The organism is Rhodobacteraceae bacterium IMCC1335 (assembly GCA_039640495.1).
In the GTDB taxonomy this organism is placed as follows: domain Bacteria; phylum Pseudomonadota; class Alphaproteobacteria; order Rhodobacterales; family Rhodobacteraceae; genus Thalassovivens.
This window is the reverse complement of record CP046864.1, coordinates 2,372,377-2,394,000: the sequence shown is the minus strand read 5'-3', so window position 1 is coordinate 2,394,000 and position 21,624 is coordinate 2,372,377. Positions and strand designations below refer to the sequence as shown.

18 protein-coding genes and 1 pseudogene are annotated in these 21,624 nt (G+C 50.8%); 11 read left to right on the top strand and 8 right to left on the bottom strand.

The genetic code is table 11. The annotated features are described in order from the left end of the window. The first annotated feature begins 583 nt into the window (after positions 1-583). Complete coding sequence (locus GN241_11510) at positions 584-1,645, top strand: fatty acid desaturase (protein XAT57931.1); 1,062 nt, start codon at positions 584-586, stop codon at positions 1,643-1,645. 89 nt (positions 1,646-1,734) lie between these two features. Here the strand turns inward: GN241_11510 and GN241_11505 are convergent, their stop codons facing one another. Further along, on the bottom strand, positions 1,735-2,655 hold the full coding sequence (locus tag GN241_11505) for an SMP-30/gluconolactonase/LRE family protein (GenBank protein XAT57930.1): 921 nt from the start codon (positions 2,653-2,655) through the stop codon (positions 1,735-1,737). A gap of 226 nt (positions 2,656-2,881) precedes the next feature. On the opposite strand from GN241_11505, the gene GN241_11500 reads away from it, so the two are divergent. Beyond that, on the top strand, positions 2,882-3,868 hold the full coding sequence (locus tag GN241_11500; protein XAT57929.1) for a TIM barrel protein: 987 nt from the start codon (positions 2,882-2,884) through the stop codon (positions 3,866-3,868). Next, complete coding sequence (locus GN241_11495) at positions 3,865-4,740, top strand: ribokinase (protein ID XAT57928.1); 876 nt, start codon at positions 3,865-3,867, stop codon at positions 4,738-4,740. The genes GN241_11500 and GN241_11495 overlap by 4 nt, the downstream gene beginning before the upstream one ends. Before the next feature lie 6 nt (positions 4,741-4,746). Here the strand turns inward: GN241_11495 and GN241_11490 are convergent, their stop codons facing one another. Together GN241_11490 and GN241_11485 are read right to left on the bottom strand one after the other, a co-directional pair. Beyond that, entirely contained in the window at positions 4,747-5,589 is an 843-nt protein-coding gene (locus GN241_11490; GenBank protein ID XAT57927.1) for an amidohydrolase family protein, read from the bottom strand. Beyond that, positions 5,586-6,623: an aldo/keto reductase gene (locus GN241_11485; GenBank protein ID XAT57926.1), complete on the bottom strand. Its 1,038-nt coding sequence runs from the start codon at positions 6,621-6,623 to the stop codon at positions 5,586-5,588. Before GN241_11485 ends, GN241_11490 begins: the two co-directional genes overlap by 4 nt. A 104-nt stretch (positions 6,624-6,727) precedes the next feature. Here GN241_11485 and GN241_11480 point away from each other — a divergent pair, with 104 nt between their 5' ends. The 4 genes and pseudogenes from GN241_11480 to GN241_11465 all read left to right on the top strand — a co-directional run bounded on the left by GN241_11480 (position 6,728) and on the right by GN241_11465 (position 11,005). Continuing rightward, the gene (locus GN241_11480; protein ID XAT57925.1) at positions 6,728-7,540 is read left to right on the top strand and encodes a BtpA/SgcQ family protein; all 813 of its coding nucleotides are present in this window, start codon (positions 6,728-6,730) and stop codon (positions 7,538-7,540) included. A 32-nt stretch (positions 7,541-7,572) separates the two neighbouring features. Further along, the gene (locus GN241_11475; GenBank protein ID XAT59269.1) at positions 7,573-8,625 is read left to right on the top strand and encodes a M20/M25/M40 family metallo-hydrolase; all 1,053 of its coding nucleotides are present in this window, start codon (positions 7,573-7,575) and stop codon (positions 8,623-8,625) included. A gap of 4 nt (positions 8,626-8,629) precedes the next feature. After that, a pseudogene (locus tag GN241_11470) lies at positions 8,630-10,112 on the top strand (carbohydrate kinase). Positions 10,113-10,327: 215 nt separating this feature from the next. Then, positions 10,328-11,005: an FCD domain-containing protein gene (locus GN241_11465; protein XAT59268.1), complete on the top strand. Its 678-nt coding sequence runs from the start codon at positions 10,328-10,330 to the stop codon at positions 11,003-11,005. A 59-nt stretch (positions 11,006-11,064) separates the two neighbouring features. On the opposite strand, the gene GN241_11460 is transcribed toward GN241_11465, so the two are convergent. The 3 genes from GN241_11460 to GN241_11450 form a co-directional block, all read right to left on the bottom strand. Further along, the gene (locus GN241_11460; GenBank protein ID XAT57924.1) at positions 11,065-11,982 is read right to left on the bottom strand and encodes an ABC transporter permease subunit; all 918 of its coding nucleotides are present in this window, start codon (positions 11,980-11,982) and stop codon (positions 11,065-11,067) included. A 3-nt stretch (positions 11,983-11,985) separates the two neighbouring features. Further along, positions 11,986-13,095 carry an ABC transporter permease subunit gene (locus tag GN241_11455; protein XAT57923.1) on the bottom strand — a complete coding sequence of 370 codons (1,110 nt, stop codon included), beginning with the start codon at positions 13,093-13,095 and terminating at the stop codon, positions 11,986-11,988. A gap of 73 nt (positions 13,096-13,168) precedes the next feature. Continuing rightward, complete coding sequence (locus GN241_11450) at positions 13,169-14,803, bottom strand: extracellular solute-binding protein (GenBank protein XAT57922.1); 1,635 nt, start codon at positions 14,801-14,803, stop codon at positions 13,169-13,171. Positions 14,804-15,043: 240 nt separating this feature from the next. On the opposite strand from GN241_11450, the gene ugpC reads away from it, so the two are divergent. The 3 genes from ugpC to rbsK all read left to right on the top strand — a co-directional run bounded on the left by ugpC (position 15,044) and on the right by rbsK (position 17,667). Continuing rightward, on the top strand, positions 15,044-16,120 hold the full coding sequence (gene ugpC / locus GN241_11445; protein XAT57921.1) for a sn-glycerol-3-phosphate ABC transporter ATP-binding protein UgpC: 1,077 nt from the start codon (positions 15,044-15,046) through the stop codon (positions 16,118-16,120). 191 nt (positions 16,121-16,311) lie between these two features. Beyond that, a complete protein-coding gene (locus GN241_11440; protein ID XAT57920.1) occupies positions 16,312-16,761 on the top strand; it encodes a ribose ABC transporter in 450 nt (149 codons plus the stop codon). 3 nt (positions 16,762-16,764) lie between these two features. Further along, entirely contained in the window at positions 16,765-17,667 is a 903-nt protein-coding gene (rbsK, locus tag GN241_11435) for a ribokinase (protein XAT57919.1), read from the top strand. Positions 17,668-17,743: 76 nt separating this feature from the next. Here rbsK and GN241_11430 read toward each other — a convergent pair whose 3' ends face one another. Further along, positions 17,744-19,018, bottom strand: coding sequence for an amidase (locus GN241_11430; protein XAT57918.1), 1,275 nt, complete (start codon positions 19,016-19,018; stop codon positions 17,744-17,746). A 44-nt stretch (positions 19,019-19,062) separates the two neighbouring features. Beyond that, entirely contained in the window at positions 19,063-20,241 is a 1,179-nt protein-coding gene (locus GN241_11425; GenBank protein ID XAT57917.1) for an MFS transporter, read from the bottom strand. 477 nt (positions 20,242-20,718) lie between these two features. Between GN241_11425 and GN241_11420 the strand changes: the two genes are divergently transcribed. After that, positions 20,719-21,159, top strand: coding sequence for a hypothetical protein (locus tag GN241_11420; protein ID XAT57916.1), 441 nt, complete (start codon positions 20,719-20,721; stop codon positions 21,157-21,159). Positions 21,160-21,624 lie beyond the last annotated feature (465 nt).

The following is a 21,624-nucleotide window of genomic DNA, read 5'->3' as shown; positions in this document are numbered from 1 at the left end:
TTTTCTTCCTATTAAGTTGGATTGGTTTTTTTACCCCGCTGCGTTATCGTTGCGCGGCTAAATTGCAGCCTATTGTTTTGACAGGTCTGCGATTTAGAAAGAGGCCATGCTTAGAGTTAACCACAAAGTTATCCACAGGATCGTTTGGTTTTGAGTTGCCCGGTCTTCATGCATGGCATATTTTTTAAGACATTGTTTTACAATGCTTTAATATATTTATATACAAAAAAATACATGATTTTAAGTTCTGGCATGTTATTTGCTTCTTTATATTACGCACAATGAAAATTATTCTACTTTAGCGAGATTTTGTATTCATATTATCAAATTTAATTATTTGAAAATAGCTTAAAATACACGTTTTGAGTGTATATTAGTTGCGCTTGGCTCGCCCAATTGCTTGCGTTATTTTAAAAACCTGTCCATGTCGGCGCGCTATAATAAAGCGTCAGATCTTACAGAGCAAAGGAGGCGATGGGTTATTTTTAGCACCTCGATTGTTTTTTAGACTGGCTCTCAAAAGAATAACGCGTAAATTATACTCTATGAAACCACCTTAAGATGAAAGATTGGGGGCGATAGGATGCAGCGTGATTATAGCCTGTTGGGAGAAAACGGGCGTAATGCAATAGAAACGGGGTTGGCTGCGGCAGAGTGGTATCATTCGGACGTGTCTCGAAAAGACATGAAAGCCTTAATGAAGCGCTCGAATGGGCCTGCGCTGCGCGATACAGCTATTCTATATGGCTTGATGATCTGTTTTGCGGTCGCTGGTATTGCGCTCTGGCCCAGCCTTTGGTCGCTGCCGTTCTGGCTCGCTTATGGTGTTTTATACGGATCTGCATCGGACTCACGCTGGCATGAATGCGGGCATGGCACCGCCTTTCGAACGCCGTGGATGAACGATGTGGTATATCATATTTCAAGCTTCATGATGGTGCGCAACCCCTATACGTGGCGGTGGAGCCACGCGCGCCATCATACCGATACGTATATTATTGGTCGCGATCCTGAATTGTTGATGATGCGCCCTCCGGCTTTGGTCAGCATTGTTATCAACTTTTTTGGGTTGATTGATGCCTATAATGGCTGGGCGCGGATGTGCCTTCACGCAAGCGGGAAACTGCATCCTGAGGAAGCTTGTTATGTGCCAGAGACCGAAGCAAAAAAGGTCATTCATGTTGCGCGGATTTGGGTTTTAATCTATGCGGCAACCGGTGCGCTTGCGCTTGTTTTAGAGTCCATTCTGCCCTTGATGGTGATCGGCTTGCCGCGGCTTTATGGCGCGTGGCACCATGTGATGACCGGTGTGTTGCAGCATGGCGGATTGGCAGAAGATGTTTTGGATCACCGTTTAAACACGCGCACGGTCTATATGAACCAGATCAGCCGGTTTATTTATTTAGATATGAATTATCATGTAGAGCATCATATGTTTCCGATGGTGCCGTATTATCGTTTGGCGCAGCTGCATGCGTTGATAAAAGATGATCTGCCGGCGCCAAGCCCATCTATTTACGCCGCGTTTAAAGAAATGATACCGGTTCTGAGGCGCCAAGTGACGGATCATGATTTCTTTTTAAAGCGTGAATTGCCGTCCTCTGCGCAACCCTATCGAGACGCGTTTCACACGGTTCTTCCATAACGGCGCGTGGCGGACCTGATTTGGTTCGGGTTTCTCAAAAGAATGATTGCCGCTTTGCCGTAAATTTGAATTGACCCAAGGCACTTGCGTTAGGCGCCGTTAACATTGAGATAGGCGGCATAAAGCGACGTGGTGCCTGAGATAAACAACCGATTGCGGGCAGCGCCCCCGAAACACAGATTGGCGACCATTTCGGGAATGAGTATTTTTCCGATCAACGTGCCATCTGGATCATAGCAATGCACGCCATCGGCCGCAGAGCTCCAAAGCCGGCCCGCAGTGTCAAAGCGAAATCCATCGAACAAGCCTGCGCTGCATTCGGCGAAGACCGTGCTTTCGCCTAGCGTTTGTCCGTTTTCGCAAAGGCTAAATTTGCGAATATGTTTCGGCCCGTTTTCCGCATGCGAGGCCCCCGTATCAGAGATGAATAACGCCGTTTCATCTGCGTCAAACGCCAAACCATTGGGTTGCATAAAGTCGCGGGTCACTTGTTTTATATCGGATGTCTCCGGATCAATTCGATATACATGACAGCCGCTTTGTTCGGCCGGTGCCCGGCGGCCCTCATAATCGCTTAAAATGCCATATGTTGGATCGGTAAACCAAACAGATCCATCTGATTTCACAACTACATCATTGGGTGAGTTTAGCCTTTTGCCGTTAAATTCATCAGCCAAAACCCGGATCGATCCATCATGTTCGGTGCGCGTGACGCGCCGCGTGAGATGTTCACAGGTAATCAAGCGCCCCTGTTGGTCAATCGTATTGCCATTGCAGTAATTTGAGGGGTTGCGAAATACGGACATGCTGTCATCCGTATCATCCCATCGCAAAAGACGATTATTGGGAATGTCTGAGATCAAAAGATAGCGTCCAGCGGCAAACCAAACCGGGCCTTCCAGCCAGCGCGCGCCGCTCCAAAGCCGTTCAACGCGCCCATGCCCGGTTAGGCAGGCGTCAAAGCGGGGATCAATCCTGTCAAACCCCGTTCCTTGAATTTCACCATACATCACGATTTCCTTAATTATTTTGTACTGGCGCCACATGTCGGCAAAATAGCCCGTGGCGCGAGAAGAGTATCAAAAGATAAGCACAGATTATTTTGCGGATCAAAGCTTTTAGCGCTTGCTGGGTTCAGCCAAGGCAATGCGCTGCGTCTTTGTTTGGTCACGGGTTCAGATTGCTAAGTTTCAGGGCCGGTGTTAGCCTTTATTGAGCAGAAGAAACGGGGGATTAATGAAAACCGGCGGCGATATCAAATTTGCAGGGCGTTTGAACGCTTTTAAAATCGGGGCAGAGGCTTACTGGCCCGGAAAAAACAAAATTACTACGATTGACCTGCTGACGCGCGCGGCAACCGCAGGGCTCAACGCTGCAGATCTCAATTACCCGGATCATTTTGCCGATGTGTCGGTGCAAGATTTAAAGCATCTGTTTCAAGATCAACAGATCACGTTGAACGGTTTGGCCATGCGCTATTATACTAATCCGGGTTTCAAGCTGGGCGCGTTTACCAATCCAGACCGAACGGTGCGCCGCGCTGCGATTGATGAAACGAAGGCGGGCTTGGATGCTTTGGCAGAACTTGGCGGGTCTTTGATGACGCTCTGGATGGGGCAAGATGGGTTCGATTATTCCTTTCAGGCCGATTATTCCAAAATCTGGGATGATACGGTTCAAGCGATCGCTGAGGTGGCGGATCATAATCCAGATATTGAAATTGCTTTAGAATATAAGCCGAATGAGCCGCGGGCTTTCGCGCTTATGCCGGATGGTGCAACTACGCTTTTGGCGCTTAAAGAGATTGGCCGCCCGAATACCGGCGTAACGTTAGATTTTGCGCATGTGCTTTATGCGGATGAAATGCCGGCCTTTGCGGCCAGTTTGATTGCGCGGCATTCGAAGCTGCTTGGAGTTCATTTAAACGATGGCTATGGCAAATGGGATAATGGGTTGATGGTGGCGGCGGTGCATCCGATCCAAACGGTTGAGCTTTTGGTTGAACTGCAACGTTTAAACTATCGCGGCGCGTTGTATTTTGACACATTTCCCGACCATTCCGGCTTGGATCCTGTTGCCGAAGCCCAGAGCAATATCGCCGCAATTCACAAATTACTGCCTATCGCCGCCCGTCTGGCCGATAATGCCGATTTGCAGCGGGCGATTGCCCAGCAAGATGCGCCCAATGCGATGCGCATCGTTCAGGGCAGCCTCTTCGCATGACACGGCTCTGCGTGCTTGGGGCTTTGCATTGGGATGTTTTGGTTCAAGCGCCCAATTTACCGCAGCGCGATGAAACGGTGCGCGGCAGTGCCGTGGCGTATGATTTTGGCGGTAAAGGGGGCAATCAGGCGGTTGCGGCGCAACGCAATGGCGCCAATACTTATTTTGTAGGCCGCCTTGGCCAAGATGAGTTTGGCAAGAGTTTATTGCGCGTTTTGCAAGAGTCTGGCTTGGATCTGTCGCAATTGCAGCAGGATCCGGGGGCCAGTGGGATGAGCGTGGCAATTCTGGAGGCGGGCGGCGAATACGGCGCGGTGATCGTCTCTGAAGCCAATTTGCGGATTGACGCAGCGCAAGTGTCGCTTGACGCGGAGACTGGCCTGCTTTTGCTGCAAAATGAAATTCCCGAGGCAATCAATTTGGCACTTGCGCAACGCGCGCGCGCAAACGGCAGCGAGGTTTGGCTGAATGCTGCGCCAGCCCGCGAGATTGGGCCGGCGCTGATGGAACAGCTGGATGTGGTGATTATGAACCGTGTCGAAGCGCAATTCTATCAAGCCTTTTTTTCTAACCCTGCCTATCAGAGATTAACTAAGATCATAACCAAAGGGGCGGATGGGCTTGATTTGATTTTGCCCGATGGCGCCTGTCAAAGTTTTCCTGCTTTTGAGGTGCCGTCTTTGTCTTCGCATGGGGCAGGGGATGTTTTTGTTGGCGCCTTGGCGGCGCAGCGGCTTGCGCAGATCCCTTGGGAAACCGCGCTTAGATATGCCCAAGCTGCCGCGGCGCTGCACGTCGCCACACCGCGGCGTCAGCGTGCGGCGATCACCCCTGGCGACATCAAAGCCCTTATGCAGAAAGGCGCGCTTTAGGCCGCGTTATCGCAAGTGATAAAAATTTCGGGCATTTTGCCCAAAAACCTTCCCCTGCTCGAGCGGCGTTAAATGCGCGGTAAGGCTTTGGGCTGCGCTAAGCCATACGTTATATTCGCCTTGTAGGCGGCAGACTGGCCAGTCCGAGCCCCACATCACGCGATCAGGCCCAAAGCTTTGCAATATGTGATCGGAGAACGGTTTTAAATCGGCTTTTGTCCAGCCCTCGCCCGCTTCGGTGATTAAACCTGATAATTTGCAATATCCGCTGCCAATATTGGCCAGGGCGGTGATCCCCTCAGCCCATTCTGTGAACGCGTCTTGCCCGGCCATGGCATCGCGAATTTGCGGCTTCATACAATGGTCATAGACCGTTCTCATTTCAGGATACCGTTTCGCCAGCGTTAAAAAATTTGGCAAATGTTGGGGAAATCCAAGTGCATCAAAGCTCAGGTCAAGCTGGCAAATGCTTTCAAAGGCCCATTGGATATCCGATCTGAGCATCCAATTGACATCGGGTATATCTTGGATCATCGGGCGCACCCCCAAAAACTTTGGATGCTGCGATAATCGTGCGAGCGTTTGGCGTTGGCTGGGGGTTTCAAAATCGACCCAGCCAACGACGCCCAAAATCGCATCGCAGCCATCTGCCAAGCCTAGCATATATTCGGTTTCTTCCACACTGGGGGCCGCCTGAACCAGGATGGTGCCGCCAATATTGTGCCGCGTCAGGATCGGTAACAGGTCTTTTGGGGCATAGGCTCTGTTCAGCGTTGGGTTATCTTCGGGCATCCAGCCGTAATCGCCGCGCAAGGGCTGCCAAAAATGTTGATGCGCATCAATGATCATTTTGGCAATCCTGTTGGTGCATCTGGGTGCATCAGCCCGGCGGATTTTAAGCTGGTCCAAAGTTCGCTTGGAATATCACATTCCAAAGCCGCAATGTTCGAGCGCGTTTGCTCTGCGCTTTGGCCACCGGGAATCACCGCCACATGCGTATTGTGCAAGAGCGGAAACTGGAGCGCTGCGGCGATAATAGGAACGTTAAATTGCGCGCAAATTACCTCGATTTTGGCAACTTTCTCCATTATATAGGCGGGGGCTGGATCATAGTTGTAATATGCGCCTGGCACGGCTCCGGTTGCCAGAATACCCGAATTATAAGGCCCCCCTGTAACGATGCCGATTCCGCGCGCTTCGCAGAGCGGTAAAAAGCTTTCCAAGGCCTCCTGCTCTAACAGCGTATAGCGCCCGGCCAATAAGAAGAGATCAAAATCACCCCGCTCGGCCAAGGTTTGGCATACTTCCCATTCATTCACACCGCCCCCAATGGCTTTGATGACGCCCTGATCGCGCAGTTCAAGCATCGCCGCATAGCCTTTTTCATCAAAAAAACTGTCGATCTTTGCATCCGAGGCCTGTTTTGATCCATGGGTGAAAACGCATAAGTCATGGACATATAAAATATCAATGCGGCTAACGCCAAGCCGCTCGAGCGAAAACTCTACCGAGCGCATGACCCCGTCATAAGAATAATCATAGTGTTCTTGGCGCTGGGGCACCTCGAACCATTTTCCCAGCCCCGTGCGCGCTTCAGGAGCGCAGGGTTTCATAATCCGCCCGACTTTGCTTGACAAAAGATACTGATCCCGCGGTTTATCGCGTAAAAAGCCATTCAATCTGGTTTCGCTTAGGCCCAGCCCATAAAGGGGGGCTGTATCAAAATAGCGCATGCCGCTATCCCAAGCTTGATCCAATGTTGCGCGCGCTTCAGAGTCAGAAATCGCTTTGTATAAATTCCCCAATGGCGCGGTGCCAAAGCCTAATTCGGTGAAATGCAAACCGCCGGTTTTATGCCGATCCCAGTGACGCGTGTTAAGCATATTGGTTCTCCTTGTTTGCCAGAAGCTTAGCGAGTTTTCTTTTGCCTGCACAGATTTTAATGGCTAAGCTTTTGGCAACCAGTTCTTTTTGGAAGGCCGCAGGTATGACACGATTTTCTAGGCTGTTTCAAAAGCCCAAACCGGTGATTGCAATGGTGCATCTGGGGGCTTTGCCTGGCAGCCCTCTTTATGATGCTGACGGAGGGCTTGAGGGGCTTTTAAGCGCCGCGCGCGCCGATTTGATGGCGCTGCAAGCGGCTGGTGTTGATGCGGTGATGTTTGGCAATGAAAATGATCGCCCCTATGAGTTTAACGTGGATCCTGCCTCAACGGCCACGGCGGCCTATGTGATCGGGCAGTTGCGCGCCGAAATTACGGTGCCTTTTGGCGTGAATATGCTGTGGGATCCACGTGCTTCGGTGGCGCTAGGGGCGGCAACCGGCGCCGCGTTTATACGCGAGATTTTCACCGGGACCTATGCGTCTGATATGGGATTTTGGGCGCCAGATGCGGGCGATGCAATGCGTTATCGTGATCGCCTTGGGCGCTCGGATATGCTGATGCTGTTCAATATTTCGGCAGAGTTTGCGCATTCTCTTGATCAGCGCTCTTTGCCCGATCGTGCCCGCAGCGCCGTGTTTTCTTCGATTCCCGATGCGGTTTTAGTCAGCGGTCAAATCACCGGAGAGGCCGCCGCCCTGTCCGATCTTGAGGCGGTGAAAGCCATTTTGCCCGACACCCCTGTTTTGGCCAATACAGGGGTAAAACACGAGACGGTGGCTGAAGTGCTTCGGGTGGCAGATGGCTGCATTGTCGGTTCTTCGTTAAAACACGATGGCGATACTTGGAACAGCGTTGATCCTGCACGGGCCTTAGATTTTATGGATCGCGTCAGAGTTTTAAGGGGGCGCATGTGAAAAATCGTATAAAACAGGATTTACAGGCCTTGATGCTGGTGCCGGGCCTGTCGGGCTATGAAGAGCGTGTGGCAGGCTATCTGAAAAAGCAATTGCATGCGTTGGGGCTTTCAACGCGCAGTGATAGGTTGGGAAATCTATTGGTTCAGTTTCCAGGAAGCGGGCCCAAGGTGATGTTATTCACGCATATGGATCAATTAGGATTCGTGGTGCGCAAAATAGAGACTGATGGGTTTTTGCGTGTTGAGCGTTTGGGCGGCGTGCCCGAGCGCGCATTGGCAGGGCAACCGGTCTTGGTCTGCGTTGGCGAGGGGCGCGATGTTGCTGGCGTTTTTGCAAATAAAAGCCATCATGCCACCTTGCCCGAAGAAAAGTATAAAGTTCTACCATATTCCGAGATGTATATCGATTTGGGATTTAGTTCGGCCGCTGACGTTAGGGCGGCAGGCATCAATATTGGCAGCCCGGTTGTTTATTTTCCCAAAACGCAGGCGTTAAGCGCCGACCGGGTGGCTGGAACCAGCATTGATGATCGGGCGGGCTGCGCGGTTTTGTTAGAAGTTGCGCGACATTTGGCCGAGCGCACAGCCGGACCGCCCGTGGATATTGTGTTCACCGTTCAAGAAGAATTTAACCTGCGCGGGGCTTTGCCCATGGCGCAACAGCTTTACCCTGATATTGCAATCCAGCTTGATCTTATCTTGGCGACCGACACGCCTGATATGCAGGGGCGCGGCGATGTGGCTTTGGGCGCCGGCCCGGCGATGAGCATGTTTTCCTTTCATGGGCGCGGCACACTGAACGGGGTTATACCGCACCCAAGCTTGGTGGCGCTTTTTGATCGCGTTGCGCAGGAACTTTCGCTGCCTTTGCAGCGCAGCGCGCATATTGGCGCCTTAACTGACCTGTCTTATGTGCAGCTGGTGGGCGAAGGGGTGGCCGCTTTGGATCTGGGTTTTCCGATGCGATATTCACATTCGCCCTCTGAGCTGTGTGATCTAAATGATTTAGCGGGGTTGAGCAGGCTTTTGATCGCGGGTTTGCAGCGCATTGATCCAGCGTTTTCATTGCTGCGGGGAGAATAGCCTAATGCGCTATACATTAGGAATTGATATTGGTACCTATGAAACCAAAGGTGTTTTGGTTGATGAAGGCGGGCAGGTAATCGCGCAAGCGCGGCGCGCGCATAAAATGTTGGTGCCGCAACCTGGCTGGGCAGAACATGATCCCGAGCAAGATTGGTGGGGCGATTTTTGTGTCGTCAGCCAAGCATTGTTGCAACAATCCGGAATTGATCCGACAGATATTCTTGCGGTTGCTTGCAGCGCGATTGGGCCCTGTATGCTGCCGGTGGATGCGCAGGGAAACCCGTTGATGAACGGGGTGCTTTATGGGGTAGATGCCCGCGCTGAACGCGAAGTGCGCGAGCTGACAGAGCGCATTGGTGAAGAAAAGATCCTGAGCCGCTGCGGAAATGCGTTGACGTCGCAATCTGTGGGACCAAAAATTCTTTGGCTCAAGCGCAATCGAGCTGATCTTTATAATCAAACCGCTCGGATTTTAACTTCAACCAGCTTTTTAGTGCATCGGCTCACAGGGCGCTATGTGATCGATCATTACACAGCTGCTAATTTTTCGCCGCTTTATGATGTGTCAACGCAATCATGGATTGAGGATCTGGCAGATGATATCGTCGATTTGGAGAAATTGCCCGAGTTGCTCTGGTCAACCGATATTGCGGGTTATGTCACCAAATCTGCCGCGCAGGCAACAGGGCTTGCCGAAGGCACACCGATCACGGCTGGCACCATAGATGCTGCGGCTGAAGCGGTTTCGGTTGGGGTAAATACGCCTGGCGATATGATGGCGATGTATGGTTCAACCATATTTATTATTTTACGCACAGCGCAGCGCGTCAGCGATCCGCGTTTGTGGTATGCGCCTTGGTTGTTTGAGGGCGAACATGCTTCTATGGCAGGACTGGCCACCAGTGGAACGCTTACGCATTGGTTTCGCGACCAGTTTGCCAAAGATTTGGATCCCGAAGAGGCTTTCCCCTTATTGGCGCTAGAGGCACAAGAATCGCCCCCTGGCGCGAAGGGTCTGCTGCTCTTGCCTTATTTTTCGGGTGAAAGGACGCCGATTCATGATGCCAATGCCAAGGGCAGTTTTTTTGGATTAAACCTTACCCATACGCGGGGGATATGTATCGTGCCTTGATCGAGGGCATTGCCTATGGAACGCGCCATGTCACCGATACATTTTCTGAAATCGGTCATCCTCCACACCGGTTATTGGCGGTTGGGGGGGGACCAAGAATGCAGTTTGGCTTCAGGCCACGTCCGATATTTGCGGCTTGCGCCAGGAAGTGCGCAAAAACACGGTCGGGGCGAGTTATGGTGATGCGTTTCTGGCGGCTTTGGCGATTGGCCGAGTGAAGCGCAGCGATATTGAACATTGGAACCCAATAGCCGCGGATATCCGCGCGAATGCTGATCCGCGATATGATCATAACTTTCAAATATTTCGAGATCTTTATGACGCGACAAAAGCCATCATGAGGCGGCTGTAGCGGCCCCTAAAACCTTATGCTTTCTTTCTGGATTGAATGAATTGGGTTGCGCGTGCTGCGATGGAAAGGTTGTGCCGCCATAGCTGACGTGTTAGGGGCCACGCGCAGCGCGAAACTGCGCGGCTGGCTTGACTCGTCAAGCTATGGCACTAACATGTTAGCATATCACATCGTGAGGGCGGATTTCTGAATTGGTAAAGTCAGAGCCGAAAAAGTTGAAAACCATAGAGCCATCGCTAGGCTCTTTAGCGCAACGCACCTATACTACGCTGCGTGATGCGATCATCAATCTGCAATTCAAACCCGGAGAGTTGATCCGAAAAAGTGAATTATGCGCCAGCTTGGGGGTGTCACGCTCGCCGATTTCTGAAGCCATAAGCCGGCTTGCTCAAGAGGGGCTTGTGGAGGTGTTTCCACAAGCGGGCACCTATGTGGCGCGTTTTTCTATGGATGAAATCAGGGAAGGGGCGTTTATTCGCGAGGCATTAGAGCTTGCCGCGATAGAACGGCTGGGCCGTCAAATTTCGCAGGAGCAGATCGTGCTATTGCGGCGCAATATCCGCATCCAAGAGGCTTTTGTGGCGGATAAGGATTTTCAAGGGTTTTACGGGTTAGATCGTGAATTCCATCAAATGCTTTTGGCATTTACCGGTTTTAAGAAATTGACATGGTTCGCCGAAACCGCGTGGGTGAATGTGGATCGCGCGCGACAGCTTGTTCTGCCGGTGCCGGGGCGGGTTGCGGAAACCTTGACGGAACATCAGGCTATTTTTCAGGCCCTGCAACGGCGTAATCCAGCGGCTGCTCGCGCGGCGATGCAGGCGCATTTGGGCAGATTGATGTCCTTTTTGACGCCATTGGAAAAAGAACATCCTGAATTCTTTTTAGAATAAACGGCGGCGACTGATGGGCGCGTTTGGAGCGCGGCCCTTAAGAGATTCCAAGGAAGTTTTCACTTCACCGCGCCGGCGGCCATGCCCTTGATGATAAACCGTTCAAGTACAATACCGATCACGATCAAGGGTAAAATCGCTGCGAAGGACAGCGCGGCCATTGACCACCAGGAAATGCCTTGAGACCCGGTTTGGCTAGCCACCATAACGGGCAGGGTTTTGGCATGCGAAGAAGTGAGCAATGCTGCAAAGAAATATTCATTCCACGTCAAAACCAGCGCAATGATGAACGAGGCCACCATGCCGGGCAAAGCGATAGGCAGAATAATCGTGACAAACGCGCCCCATATGGAAAGCCCATCCACCAGCGCGGCCTCTTCCAGTTCAACGGGGATTGAGCCAAACTGATCCCGCATAATCCAGATCACGATTGGTAAAACTGTAAGCGTATACAGCCCGATCAACCCAATACGCGTATCCAGCAAATCGAGCTCTTTGTATAAAACTAGGAAGGGTAGTGCCAAGACGACCGGTGGCAAAATCAATTGCGATAGAAAGAAAAACGAAATATCGGAATTGCGCATAAAACCAAAACGATAATTAAACCGGCTGAGGCCATAGGCGGTGCAGCTGCCTAAAATCACCGCCAAGGCTGAGGATCCGGTTGCTGCGATGGTTGAATTCCAAAATCGTTTTAAGAATTCTTCGCGTACAGTGCTTTCTTGGAATATGGTTTCGGGCGATAATCCCAGCGAGCGCATGCCAAGCCATTTTGGGGTGAAATCCCACCAAGGCACCAGATTGCCCTTCATCACATCGGGGGCCGCTTTGAAGCTGGTGGTTAGTGTCCAATAGATCGGAAACAAACAAATCAAAGCCCACAGGATCAAAACCCCATAAATCACCGCCCGATTCACCATCCAACTGGGCCGGAAGGCCAAATCTGACTTGCTATCTTTGAAAATTTGCGCGCTCATGTTTTAATATCTCGGTCGCATCCAGCGGTCTGCCAATTTCATTAAGATGGTCATCGCAATCACAATAATCACCAAATAAAAGATCGCCAAAAAAGTGCCATAGCCCACATTTGAACGATCTCGATACTCGCGAAAGATAAAGCTGGTGACGCTGTCTGTCGCGCCACCGGGCCCGCCGGAAGTGACATTGATAATCACATCAGCCAGTTTCAATTTGAAAATAATGCGGATTAAAATGGCTGTGATGGACACCGGCAGCATCAGCGGGAAGGTGATTTCCCAGAAGCGTTTCCAGGCCGGCGCGCCATCTACTTCCGCTGCCTCATGCAATTCTCGTGGGATCGCTTGCAAGCCGGCAAGGATCATAATCATCATAAAGGGAATAAACGTCCAGGCGTCCATAATCATGATCATCGCCCGAGCGATTTCCCCCGAACCAAAAAAGGAGGGACTGTCCCAGCCCAATTCGCGCGCAAGCCGTGAAATAGGACCAAAGCGAATTTCGAGCATTGATTTGCCAATCATCCAACTGACCGCAACGGGTGACAGCATCAAAGGCAGCAAGAAGGCTACGCGAAAGAATTTACGACCCCGTATTTCTGAATTCAGCAGCAGCGCAAGCGCGAAGGCGATGATATATTCAGGAATGATGGCCAATGTGTAATAGACCATGTTTTTCAGAGCGTTCCAGTAAAAGGGATCGCTCCACATCTGCCATACATTCTCAAGCCCGTTAAATTGCCGCCCATTCGGGGAGGCTAAATTCCAACTTGAGAAGGCGATACCAAGCGCAAAGATGAGCGGAAATATTACCATTGAAACCACGAATAGCACCGCGGGCAGGATGAATAAACTGCGCTTTCCTTGCTCGCCCCGCAAGATCACTTGGCCCCAGCATAGGCATGTCGCCCAAAGCAAATAAGCATAGAGCGTGGGCCGCCATGTTTCAAAGCCGATCGATAAAATGGCGCGGTGATCCATCGTTTGAAGTAAAAGAACAACGCCCATCAGCGCCGCAGATCCCCAAATGATTGCGCGGCCAAAGCGTTGCCGGCTGGCCGATATTTCATCGGGCATCACAATGTGTAAATAATCGCCTTCTGAGTTACTCACTGCTGCCCAAACCTGATTTTAGCTCGTTTACGCGGGCAGGGCGGATATATCCGCCCTGCCCAATACTATAATGTTATAGACCAAGCGACGCTTTATACAGCTTAATCTGGCTGTCGCGCCCGATTTGATCGGTGATCTTTTCCCAAGCTGCGGCGATCGCATCTGCGGTTTCTTGGGCTGATCCGTATTGGCCCGCATAGCCTTTTGCCAACTCATCTTCTGCAACGGAATAATATTGGAAGATCCCCGGAATACGCGGTTCGATGGCGGCGTTTGGATGGTTGTAGCTATCTGCGTTTGATCCCAGATAATCCTCGATAAAGGCGCGGTCATAGCCCGCAGCTTCCCATTCATCATATTGGAAATGCGAGTTCCGATAAGGCTGAAAGCCCGATGGATAGGCGGACATCCAAAGCGAGATATCTTTGCCGCCCAAATGCGCCGCTGCGGACCAGGCCGCTTTGCGCTTTTTCTCATCGCCCGACACCCGCTTGGTGACGTAAACGCCCCAACCAAGATAGGCCATGTTAGGCGCCTCATTATAGGTTTCTTCCCAAGCGCCGCTGATCGAGTTGTAAACGCGATCCGAGCCAGGGTTCATGCCAAAGCCCACAACATCCCCGACAACCGAGGTATCCGAGGTGCGTGCGTTCGATCCGATATCGCCCCACCACATCAGCATTGAGCCGGTGCCCGCCAAGAATTGTTGGAAGCCCGTCGTGCCAGGATCTGCGTTAATCTGGTCGGTTGGATAGGCGCCGTCTGTGGCGATAAGATCCATCACATCTTGAATCGCCTGCACCCAAGCCGGGTTGTTGACGCGCGGCTTCATGGTATCGGGATCGAACAGCCAAGCTGGATCATTTGGATGTTTGGCATAAGCTGCAGCCCGGTTTTCTAAGAAATAGAACCCAAATCCCCCCCAGCCTTTCAGCGGGTCAAGATATCCATGCGCTGGCAGACCGGTTAATGGATCTTCTTTGCCGGCCACATCTTTGGAAATCTGGTTGACTTCCTGCCATGTTTTAGGCGGGTTTGCGCGGCCAGTAACAGAGCCTTCGCCAAAATAATCTTTACGATATGAGAAGGTATGGCAATCGCCATCAATGGTGATTCTGTATGATTTTCCATCCCATGTGCCGACCGGCGGCTGGAGATACCCTACCAAATCATCTGCTTCAATTTGATCCTTTACCCAATCGGGCATTTCATCAAGCAGGCCTTTGCCAGCTGTGTCACCTTCGAATGGTGCGCCCATTTCGATAATATCAAAATCAACGGTTCCGGTTGCAATCGCTTGCTGCAATCTGGGGTTATAATCGGCTTGCGCCAGATCGATCCAATTGATTTTTGCCCCGGTATAAGCTTCCCAAGGTTTTAAGAACCCGCGGAACAAAAAGTTGTGAAGGTTCTGGTTATTCAGGCCCATAAATGTCAGCTCGACACCCTCAAACTCACCCTCTGCAACGCGTTCTTTCGTTGGGCCTAAGCACATTCCGCCAACTTTTTGCCAATCGGCATCGGTGGGGGATCCCATGCCGACGCCGGGCACTTTGAGAATCTCGGCGCGTAGCGATGAATGGCCTCCCGCGAAGGCAGGCACAGCGCCCCCCATTGCCGCCAAGGCGCCCGCGCTTGCGGCCCCTTTTAAAACATTGCGTCGGCTCATTTTGCCGCGCACCATCTGATTATATAATTCGACTTTCACGTTTTCGTCCTCCCAATTTGTTGGCGCCCAACCGGATCTTTGAAACGGTCCAGCGCTTCGCTCAGAAAATAACCTTCCAACATCTCGAGCTGTGCCTCTTACCGGACAACGCTCTTATGAAACCATCTCAATGATCTATGCGTCTGTCAAGCAGCTAACATGTTAGCATGATCAGAGATGGACAGCTGCTTTCTCATGGTCTAGGTTTTTGGAAATATAATTTTACGGGAACCCTTTGAAATGGCAGAGGTCACGATTCGCAACTTAAGAAAATCATACGGAACCACCGAGGTTATTCATGGGTTGGATGTTGATATCAAAAATGGCGAATTCGTAGTGTTGGTTGGCCCCTCTGGTTGCGGTAAATCAACTTTGCTTCGGATGATCGCCGGCCTCGAGGGGATTTCAGATGGGCAAATTTCAATCGGTGATCGTGTGGTGAACAATCTGGCACCGGCGGAGCGCGATATTGCAATGGTATTTCAAAATTATGCGCTTTACCCGCATAAGACGGTTGCGTCGAATATGGCGTTTTCCTTGCGCATGAAAGGGATGGATAAAGCAGAAATCAAGGCGCGGGTTGATCGTGCGGCCGAGGTTTTGGGCTTAACACCCTACCTGCAGCGATATCCAAGGGCGCTTTCAGGCGGGCAACGGCAACGGGTTGCGATGGGCCGCGCGATTGTGCGCGATCCGCAGGTTTTTTTATTCGATGAGCCGCTGTCAAATCTAGACGCGAAATTGCGCGTGCAGATGCGGGCGGAAATTCGCGAATTACACCAGCGCTTAAAATCCACCACGGTGTATGTGACGCATGATCAGATTGAAGCGATGACCATGGCGGATAAGATCGTGGTGATGCAAAACGGCCATATCGAACAGGTCGGCAGTCCGCTCGAGCTTTATGACAGCCCCACGAATACTTTTGTGGCAGGATTTATCGGCTCGCCAGCGATGAATATGATTAAGGCTTCCGTTTCAATTGACCCGATTGCTGGCCCACAAGCGTTGATTGGCAAGGCCTGTTTGAACTTGCCCGCGGTGGCCTCGCTCAAGGCCGGCCAAGAGATATTGATCGGTATCCGGCCGGAAAACCTTTTGCCGGCGGCTGATGGTATTGCAGGGGAAATAACCGTTATTGAACCAACCGGATCGGAAACGCATGTTGTGGTGCGATCCGATGACCAAGATTTTGTGTCAGTGCTGCGCGAACGCCCAAATTACCAACCGGGCCAATCAATCAAGTTGTCAGCGGCGGCCGAAGATTTGCACGTGTTTGACGCCGATAGTCTGCGGCGCCTGAATGATCTGCATTAGCCTGCGTTTACGGCATGCGATGGATTGCGCGATAAAAATTTCAAGGCTCCGGGGCTTGCAGGTGAAATGCAAGCAGTGCCATCATGCACAGAAGAAAATGGGGCAAGAACGATGCCTGCTGAAATAAGACATGCGGCGGATCGCTTGGGCGGGGCGCCGTGTGGGCACTAGATAAGAGAAAGGATCCTTAAATGCTAATTGGGCTAAACCCACTTTTAAATGCAGATGTGTTATACGCCTTGCGCGCGATGGGGCATGGCGACGATCTCATCATTGCGGATACGAATTTTCCATCGGATAGCGTGGCCCGCGAAACCGTTTTGGGCGAGGTGTTGCGCATCGATGCATCCGCAGCAGAGGTGGTGCGGGCAGTGCTTTCTTTATACCCGATTGACACGTTTGTAGAGGATGCTGCTGCCAGGATGGAAGTGGTTGGTGCGCCGGCTGAAATTCTACCCGTGATGCAGGAAGTACAGGCTGAAGTCAGCGCGGTGAAAGGGCCAGCCGCCATGATGCCGATCGAGCGCTATGCTTTTTATGCGCGGGCAAAACAAGCTTATGCCGTGATTCAAACCGGCGAGCGCCGGTTTTATGGGTGTTTTGCATTGCGTAAGGGCGTTGTGCCGCCAGATCAGGAGTAGATTATGGGAAACGTGGTTGTTTTGGGCGTGTTCGTCGCAGACACAGCTTATCGGGCTGACCGGATGCCGCGCATGGGCGAAACCGTTTTGGGCAATTCCTTTTCGCTTGGCCCCGGCGGGAAGGGATCGAACCAAGCCGTGGCGGCAGGGCGCCTTGGCGCGGATGTTGCGATGATCAGCCGTCTTGGCCAAGATGATTTTGCTGAAATGGCGTTGAACACCTGGAAAGCGGCCGGTGTAACGCCTTATGTGACGCAAAGCCCTGATGATTATACGGGGGCAGCTTATATTTTTATTGAACATGCCACGGGGGACAATGCGATTATTATCGCCCCCGGCGCAGCGGCAAACATATCTGCGCAAGATCTTGAGGATCATGCTGACCTTATTGCGGCGGCGGATGTTTTTGTCACCCAGCTGGAACAGCCATTGAGCGCGGCGCAGCGCGGGTTGGAATTGGCCAAAGCTGCCGGGGTGATTACAATTTTGAACCCGGCGCCAGCGGTTGAGCTGCCCGCCGAAATGCTTGCCCTTTGTGATTACGTGACGCCGAATGAAACCGAAACTGAAATTCTTACGGGAATGCCGGTAACCAATGAAGCAGAGGCCGCGCAAGCCGCGGCCGCGTTGCATCAAATGGGTGTTAAAACGCCGATTATCACCTTGGGTGAAAAAGGTGCGTATTTACACGGCCATGGATTGATACCCGCCTTTTCGGTTGGAGAAGTTGTCGAAACAACCGGCGCGGGCGATGCGTTCAACGGGGGACTCGCCGCGGCTTTATCGGAAGGGTTTACTCCGGTCGAGGCAGTTCGAATCGGCAGCGCCGCCGCGGGAATTTCAGTAACGCGCGCGGGCACGGCCCCGGCAATGCCATCGCGCGCTGAGGTGGATGCGCTGCTTTGATAGCCGCCCTTTATGCTGCATAATTTTATCGGTTTGGGCCGCTGCGGTGTTCAGAAAACGGCTGGATCTTTTGCGATCAATCGCTCAACACGTTCCAAATTTTTTGAGCCTGTTGCAAGAGCTCTTGGTCGCGATGCATTGCGCCGATCACTTGCACGCCAATCGGCATAGAGTTTGGGCCTGTTGAAACGGGAAGATGTACAACGGGCAGGCCTAGCAATGTCCAGGGTCCGTTGAAAAGCGAATTGCCGGTTGATGCAAGCCCTTTGGGCGCTTCTCCCAATGTCGATGGCATCAAAAGGCAATCATATTCGTTTAATAAAGCTGAACAAGCCTGCCGCAAAGCGGTGGTTTCGTTAAGCGCGTCGAAATAGCTGCTGGTTGAGATTGCCGCGCCAGCCTTATGGGCGTTAAGGATATGAGAGCTGAGCCTCTGGGGATGGTTTTGTACCAGATTGTTGAATTGATGATGCAGCTCATAATCATTGATTTTGCTGCGCAAAACCGCGCAACGCGCCAGGATATCATCCAGAATTACATTTGTGATATGCGGTGCACAAGCCGCGCTGATATCACCGCTTAACGTCTTCATATAGGGGGCCGCTTGCTCTATGAAATTGCCCTCAATCATCGCGATGCTGAACGGTTTTTTCGCCGGGCGAGGGGCGGCGCTGGGCGTGCAAAATTGTATCACTTGCGCCAAATCCCCAAGCTCATGGGCCATGAAACCAACCGTATCCAAGCTGGGGGATTGGCTTAAAACACCAAAGCGATCAATCAAGCCGAAACTTGGCTTAATGGCGAAGACGCCGCAAAATGCGGCAGGGCGAATAACCGATCCTCCGGTTTGGGTGCCAATGGCCAATGGCAATAGGTTTGCGGCCACCACTGCTGCTGATCCTGAGGAAGATCCACCGGGGGTAAAGTCGAGCCCACGGGGGTTGCGGGTGCGGGAGGGCTCGAGAAAAGCCAATTCAGTCGTAACCGTTTTGCCGATCACCAGAGCGCCCTGCGCCTTGAGCTGTTTCACAATGCTGGCATCGGTTTGTGCGCTGTAGCCGATTGGCGCGGCACAACCAAACGCGGTGGGCATGCCGGCAACATCGATGATGTCTTTAACGGCAAAAGGCAGGCCCGCCAAAGGTAAGGCCTCCCTTTGCTCTTGTGGCAAAGCGTCAAGACGGGCGGCGTCGGACAGGACGGTTGCCTCGTCAATATATTCAAATAACCCCAATTCGGCATTAACGGTTTTTATATTGGCTAGAACGGTTTTGATGAAAGCTTCAATACTTTGGCCGTTTTGCGCAATGGCGCTACGGCATTGCTTAAAGTGGCTGGCAGGCTGTTTCATTGTGACCCCCTTATTTCTGGCGATCAGGCTACGTCAACATGCGGCTAGGGTAAAACGGGAATATCGCCGCGCTTCAAAAAATAGGGCCGCATCATCAGCGCGGACAGCCCCCAGATGACCGAAAGCATATACATACAAGCGGTGATAGAAATATATTCCGCCACCAAACCCACCAAAGGGGGGCCGAATAAGAATCCCGTAAAGGAGACGGTGGTGATATCCGATACAATTTTAGACGCGTTTTCCGGATTGCGCCTGGCCGCAAGCCCCATCACTAAGGGAATAAAATTTGCGCTACAAAACCCAAAAGCTGCGAAGCCAAATACGATTGCGGCCAGCGATTGGCTATAGGTCGCGGCTGCCATCGAAACGCAGCCCAACAGCATGGCCGATGTGCCCATACCACGCTCGCCAAAGCGAGAGATCAATGAAGCGCCAAACATGCGCGCCACAATTTCAGAGCTGTTAAACGCAAAAATACCGACACCGCCAAGCGCGAGGGCAAGCCCAATATCGTGGGTTAACCACAAGGCTGACCAGTCCAAAATAATACCAATCGTTGCCATTGAGATAGCTGCGACAGCGCCTAAAAACAGCGTGTCGCCGGTTGGAATTCCAAATCGAAACTTTTGTAACGGCCTTATCCGGCGCTGCGTGTTTGAAAAAATAAGGCAGGTCAACCCATAAAGAATATCCAGCAACATCAGCGCAAAAAACAAAGAGAGCGGCGGAAAGGCGAGGGATGCAAAAAAGCCGCCGATAAGCACGCCAAGCAGGCTTCCGATTGAAAAGCATGCGTGATGAAGCGGTAGCAAGCGCTGCCCGATGGCTTGTTCTGTATCAACCGTGATAACGATTGCGCAGGGACTGATCACCCCAAAACTGAATCCCACTGGCACGGTCATGAGCGCAAAGGTTAACGCTGTTTCTGTCGACACCCACAAAAAGAGCATTACGCTAAAAGCGATGACGCCAAGCGGGAGTAAAAAATGCGGCCCTAGTTTTGGAATGAGAAGCTTATTTGTTGCTTGCATCGAAAAGATCGACCCAATACCAAACAGCAATAGAATATATCCGAAATTCTTTTTCGACAGCCCGATTTCTTCGATTTTCCAAGGAATGAATACAAACCAATTTCCAATAATCAACATGCAGATGACAATGGCAAACCTAGACATGAAAATGGCTGGAATGAGTGTTTTAATAGAGAGATTTGATATCATATTTGGCCTATTTAAATCGCTTGAACTGAACTAGAAAACACATTTTAAAGGACTTTGCGGTGATTCCAGGAAGCAGTATAAAGTATTAATATAATATTTTAATCCCGGAGGTATATAAAATTAAACCATGCGCAGTAAGTATATTTTTCATTTGAAATTTTGAACGGTCACAACCTGTGGAAAACGTGTAAAACGAAAGGTCCAAGCGAGGTTTGGTTTCACGTCTTACGCTGTTGATTGACGCGGATTTTCCGCGAGATGCTGCTGAGTTTGATATTTGAGGCTTTTTTGTGTTTGCGAAATCTTAAATTTAGTCTGGCGGACCCTTTATTGAAAAAAGTATCGGAACGTTAATTTCACCCAAGGCTTTTGAGTGGTTCTGCTTATATTGAAACCGTTATTTGTGTGATTTTGGCCTGTCGGGGTGTTTTCAAAGCGCAGACCTATCGCTATCGTAGCGCGAAGATAGGAGCCGCTATGCGTTGGTTGTTTTTAATTTTTTTCTTTTTCCATTCGATTGCTTTTGCAGGTCAGGCAGAACAAGAAGAAGTGGATCAGGTTTTGGAAGGGTTGAGACCCTGTCTGCTTGCCTTCGTGCATTTGAATAAAAGCAATAATGGGGTAATCCAGCGCGAAGCTCGGTTGCAATTGTTTCTGAAAGTTGATGAAGAGCTATTTAGCGTTGAAAACCAGCAAAAGATGGCGGTTAAATTTAAGCAGATTGTCGACCAATCCCTTTATTTGTTGATTGGAAAAGCTCAACAAAATGCCAGTAAGGAAGATCAGGAATATATTTTGGAAAAGATGCGGCCCATCGTGAAAAAACTTGAAGTTCTGGCCGCAACGCCGCCGCAAAATCTGCAATCTTGGGGGGGAGAGCTGAAAGGCTGCGTGGAAAAATACGATCTTTTGAAATGACCTTTAGGCTATTTAAAATGCTTTGATCAGCAGTTGTTTTGGGCTATTGCGTAGCTTTAATTCATATCGTGGCATTCTATTGGTTAATTTTGGATCCTGTTTTTATTGGTGATAGCCGATGTCACATCTAAACTTGTTAAAAAGCGATTTTTGGCCCTTTCCCACCTTTATGAAAGTTTGCGCAGCGGCTCATCGCGAGCGGTCGATAAATATGTTTCAATAAATGTTAAATTAGGAAGGTAAATTTTTTCGATCAACATCAATACTCAAATTATTTTGCCAAGCTGCAAATTTAGGTCGGTAAGCGTCGCTTAAATTTTATGAGGGGATTGCAGCACTGACCCTTATTATAAGGATTCTTTATTTCAAAATTATGAAATTTTAACGGTGTATGCCCGTGCTGGTGGCGGGTTATAATTTAAAATAATTTATATTTGTATACGAGATAGAATTTGATCCAGTCCG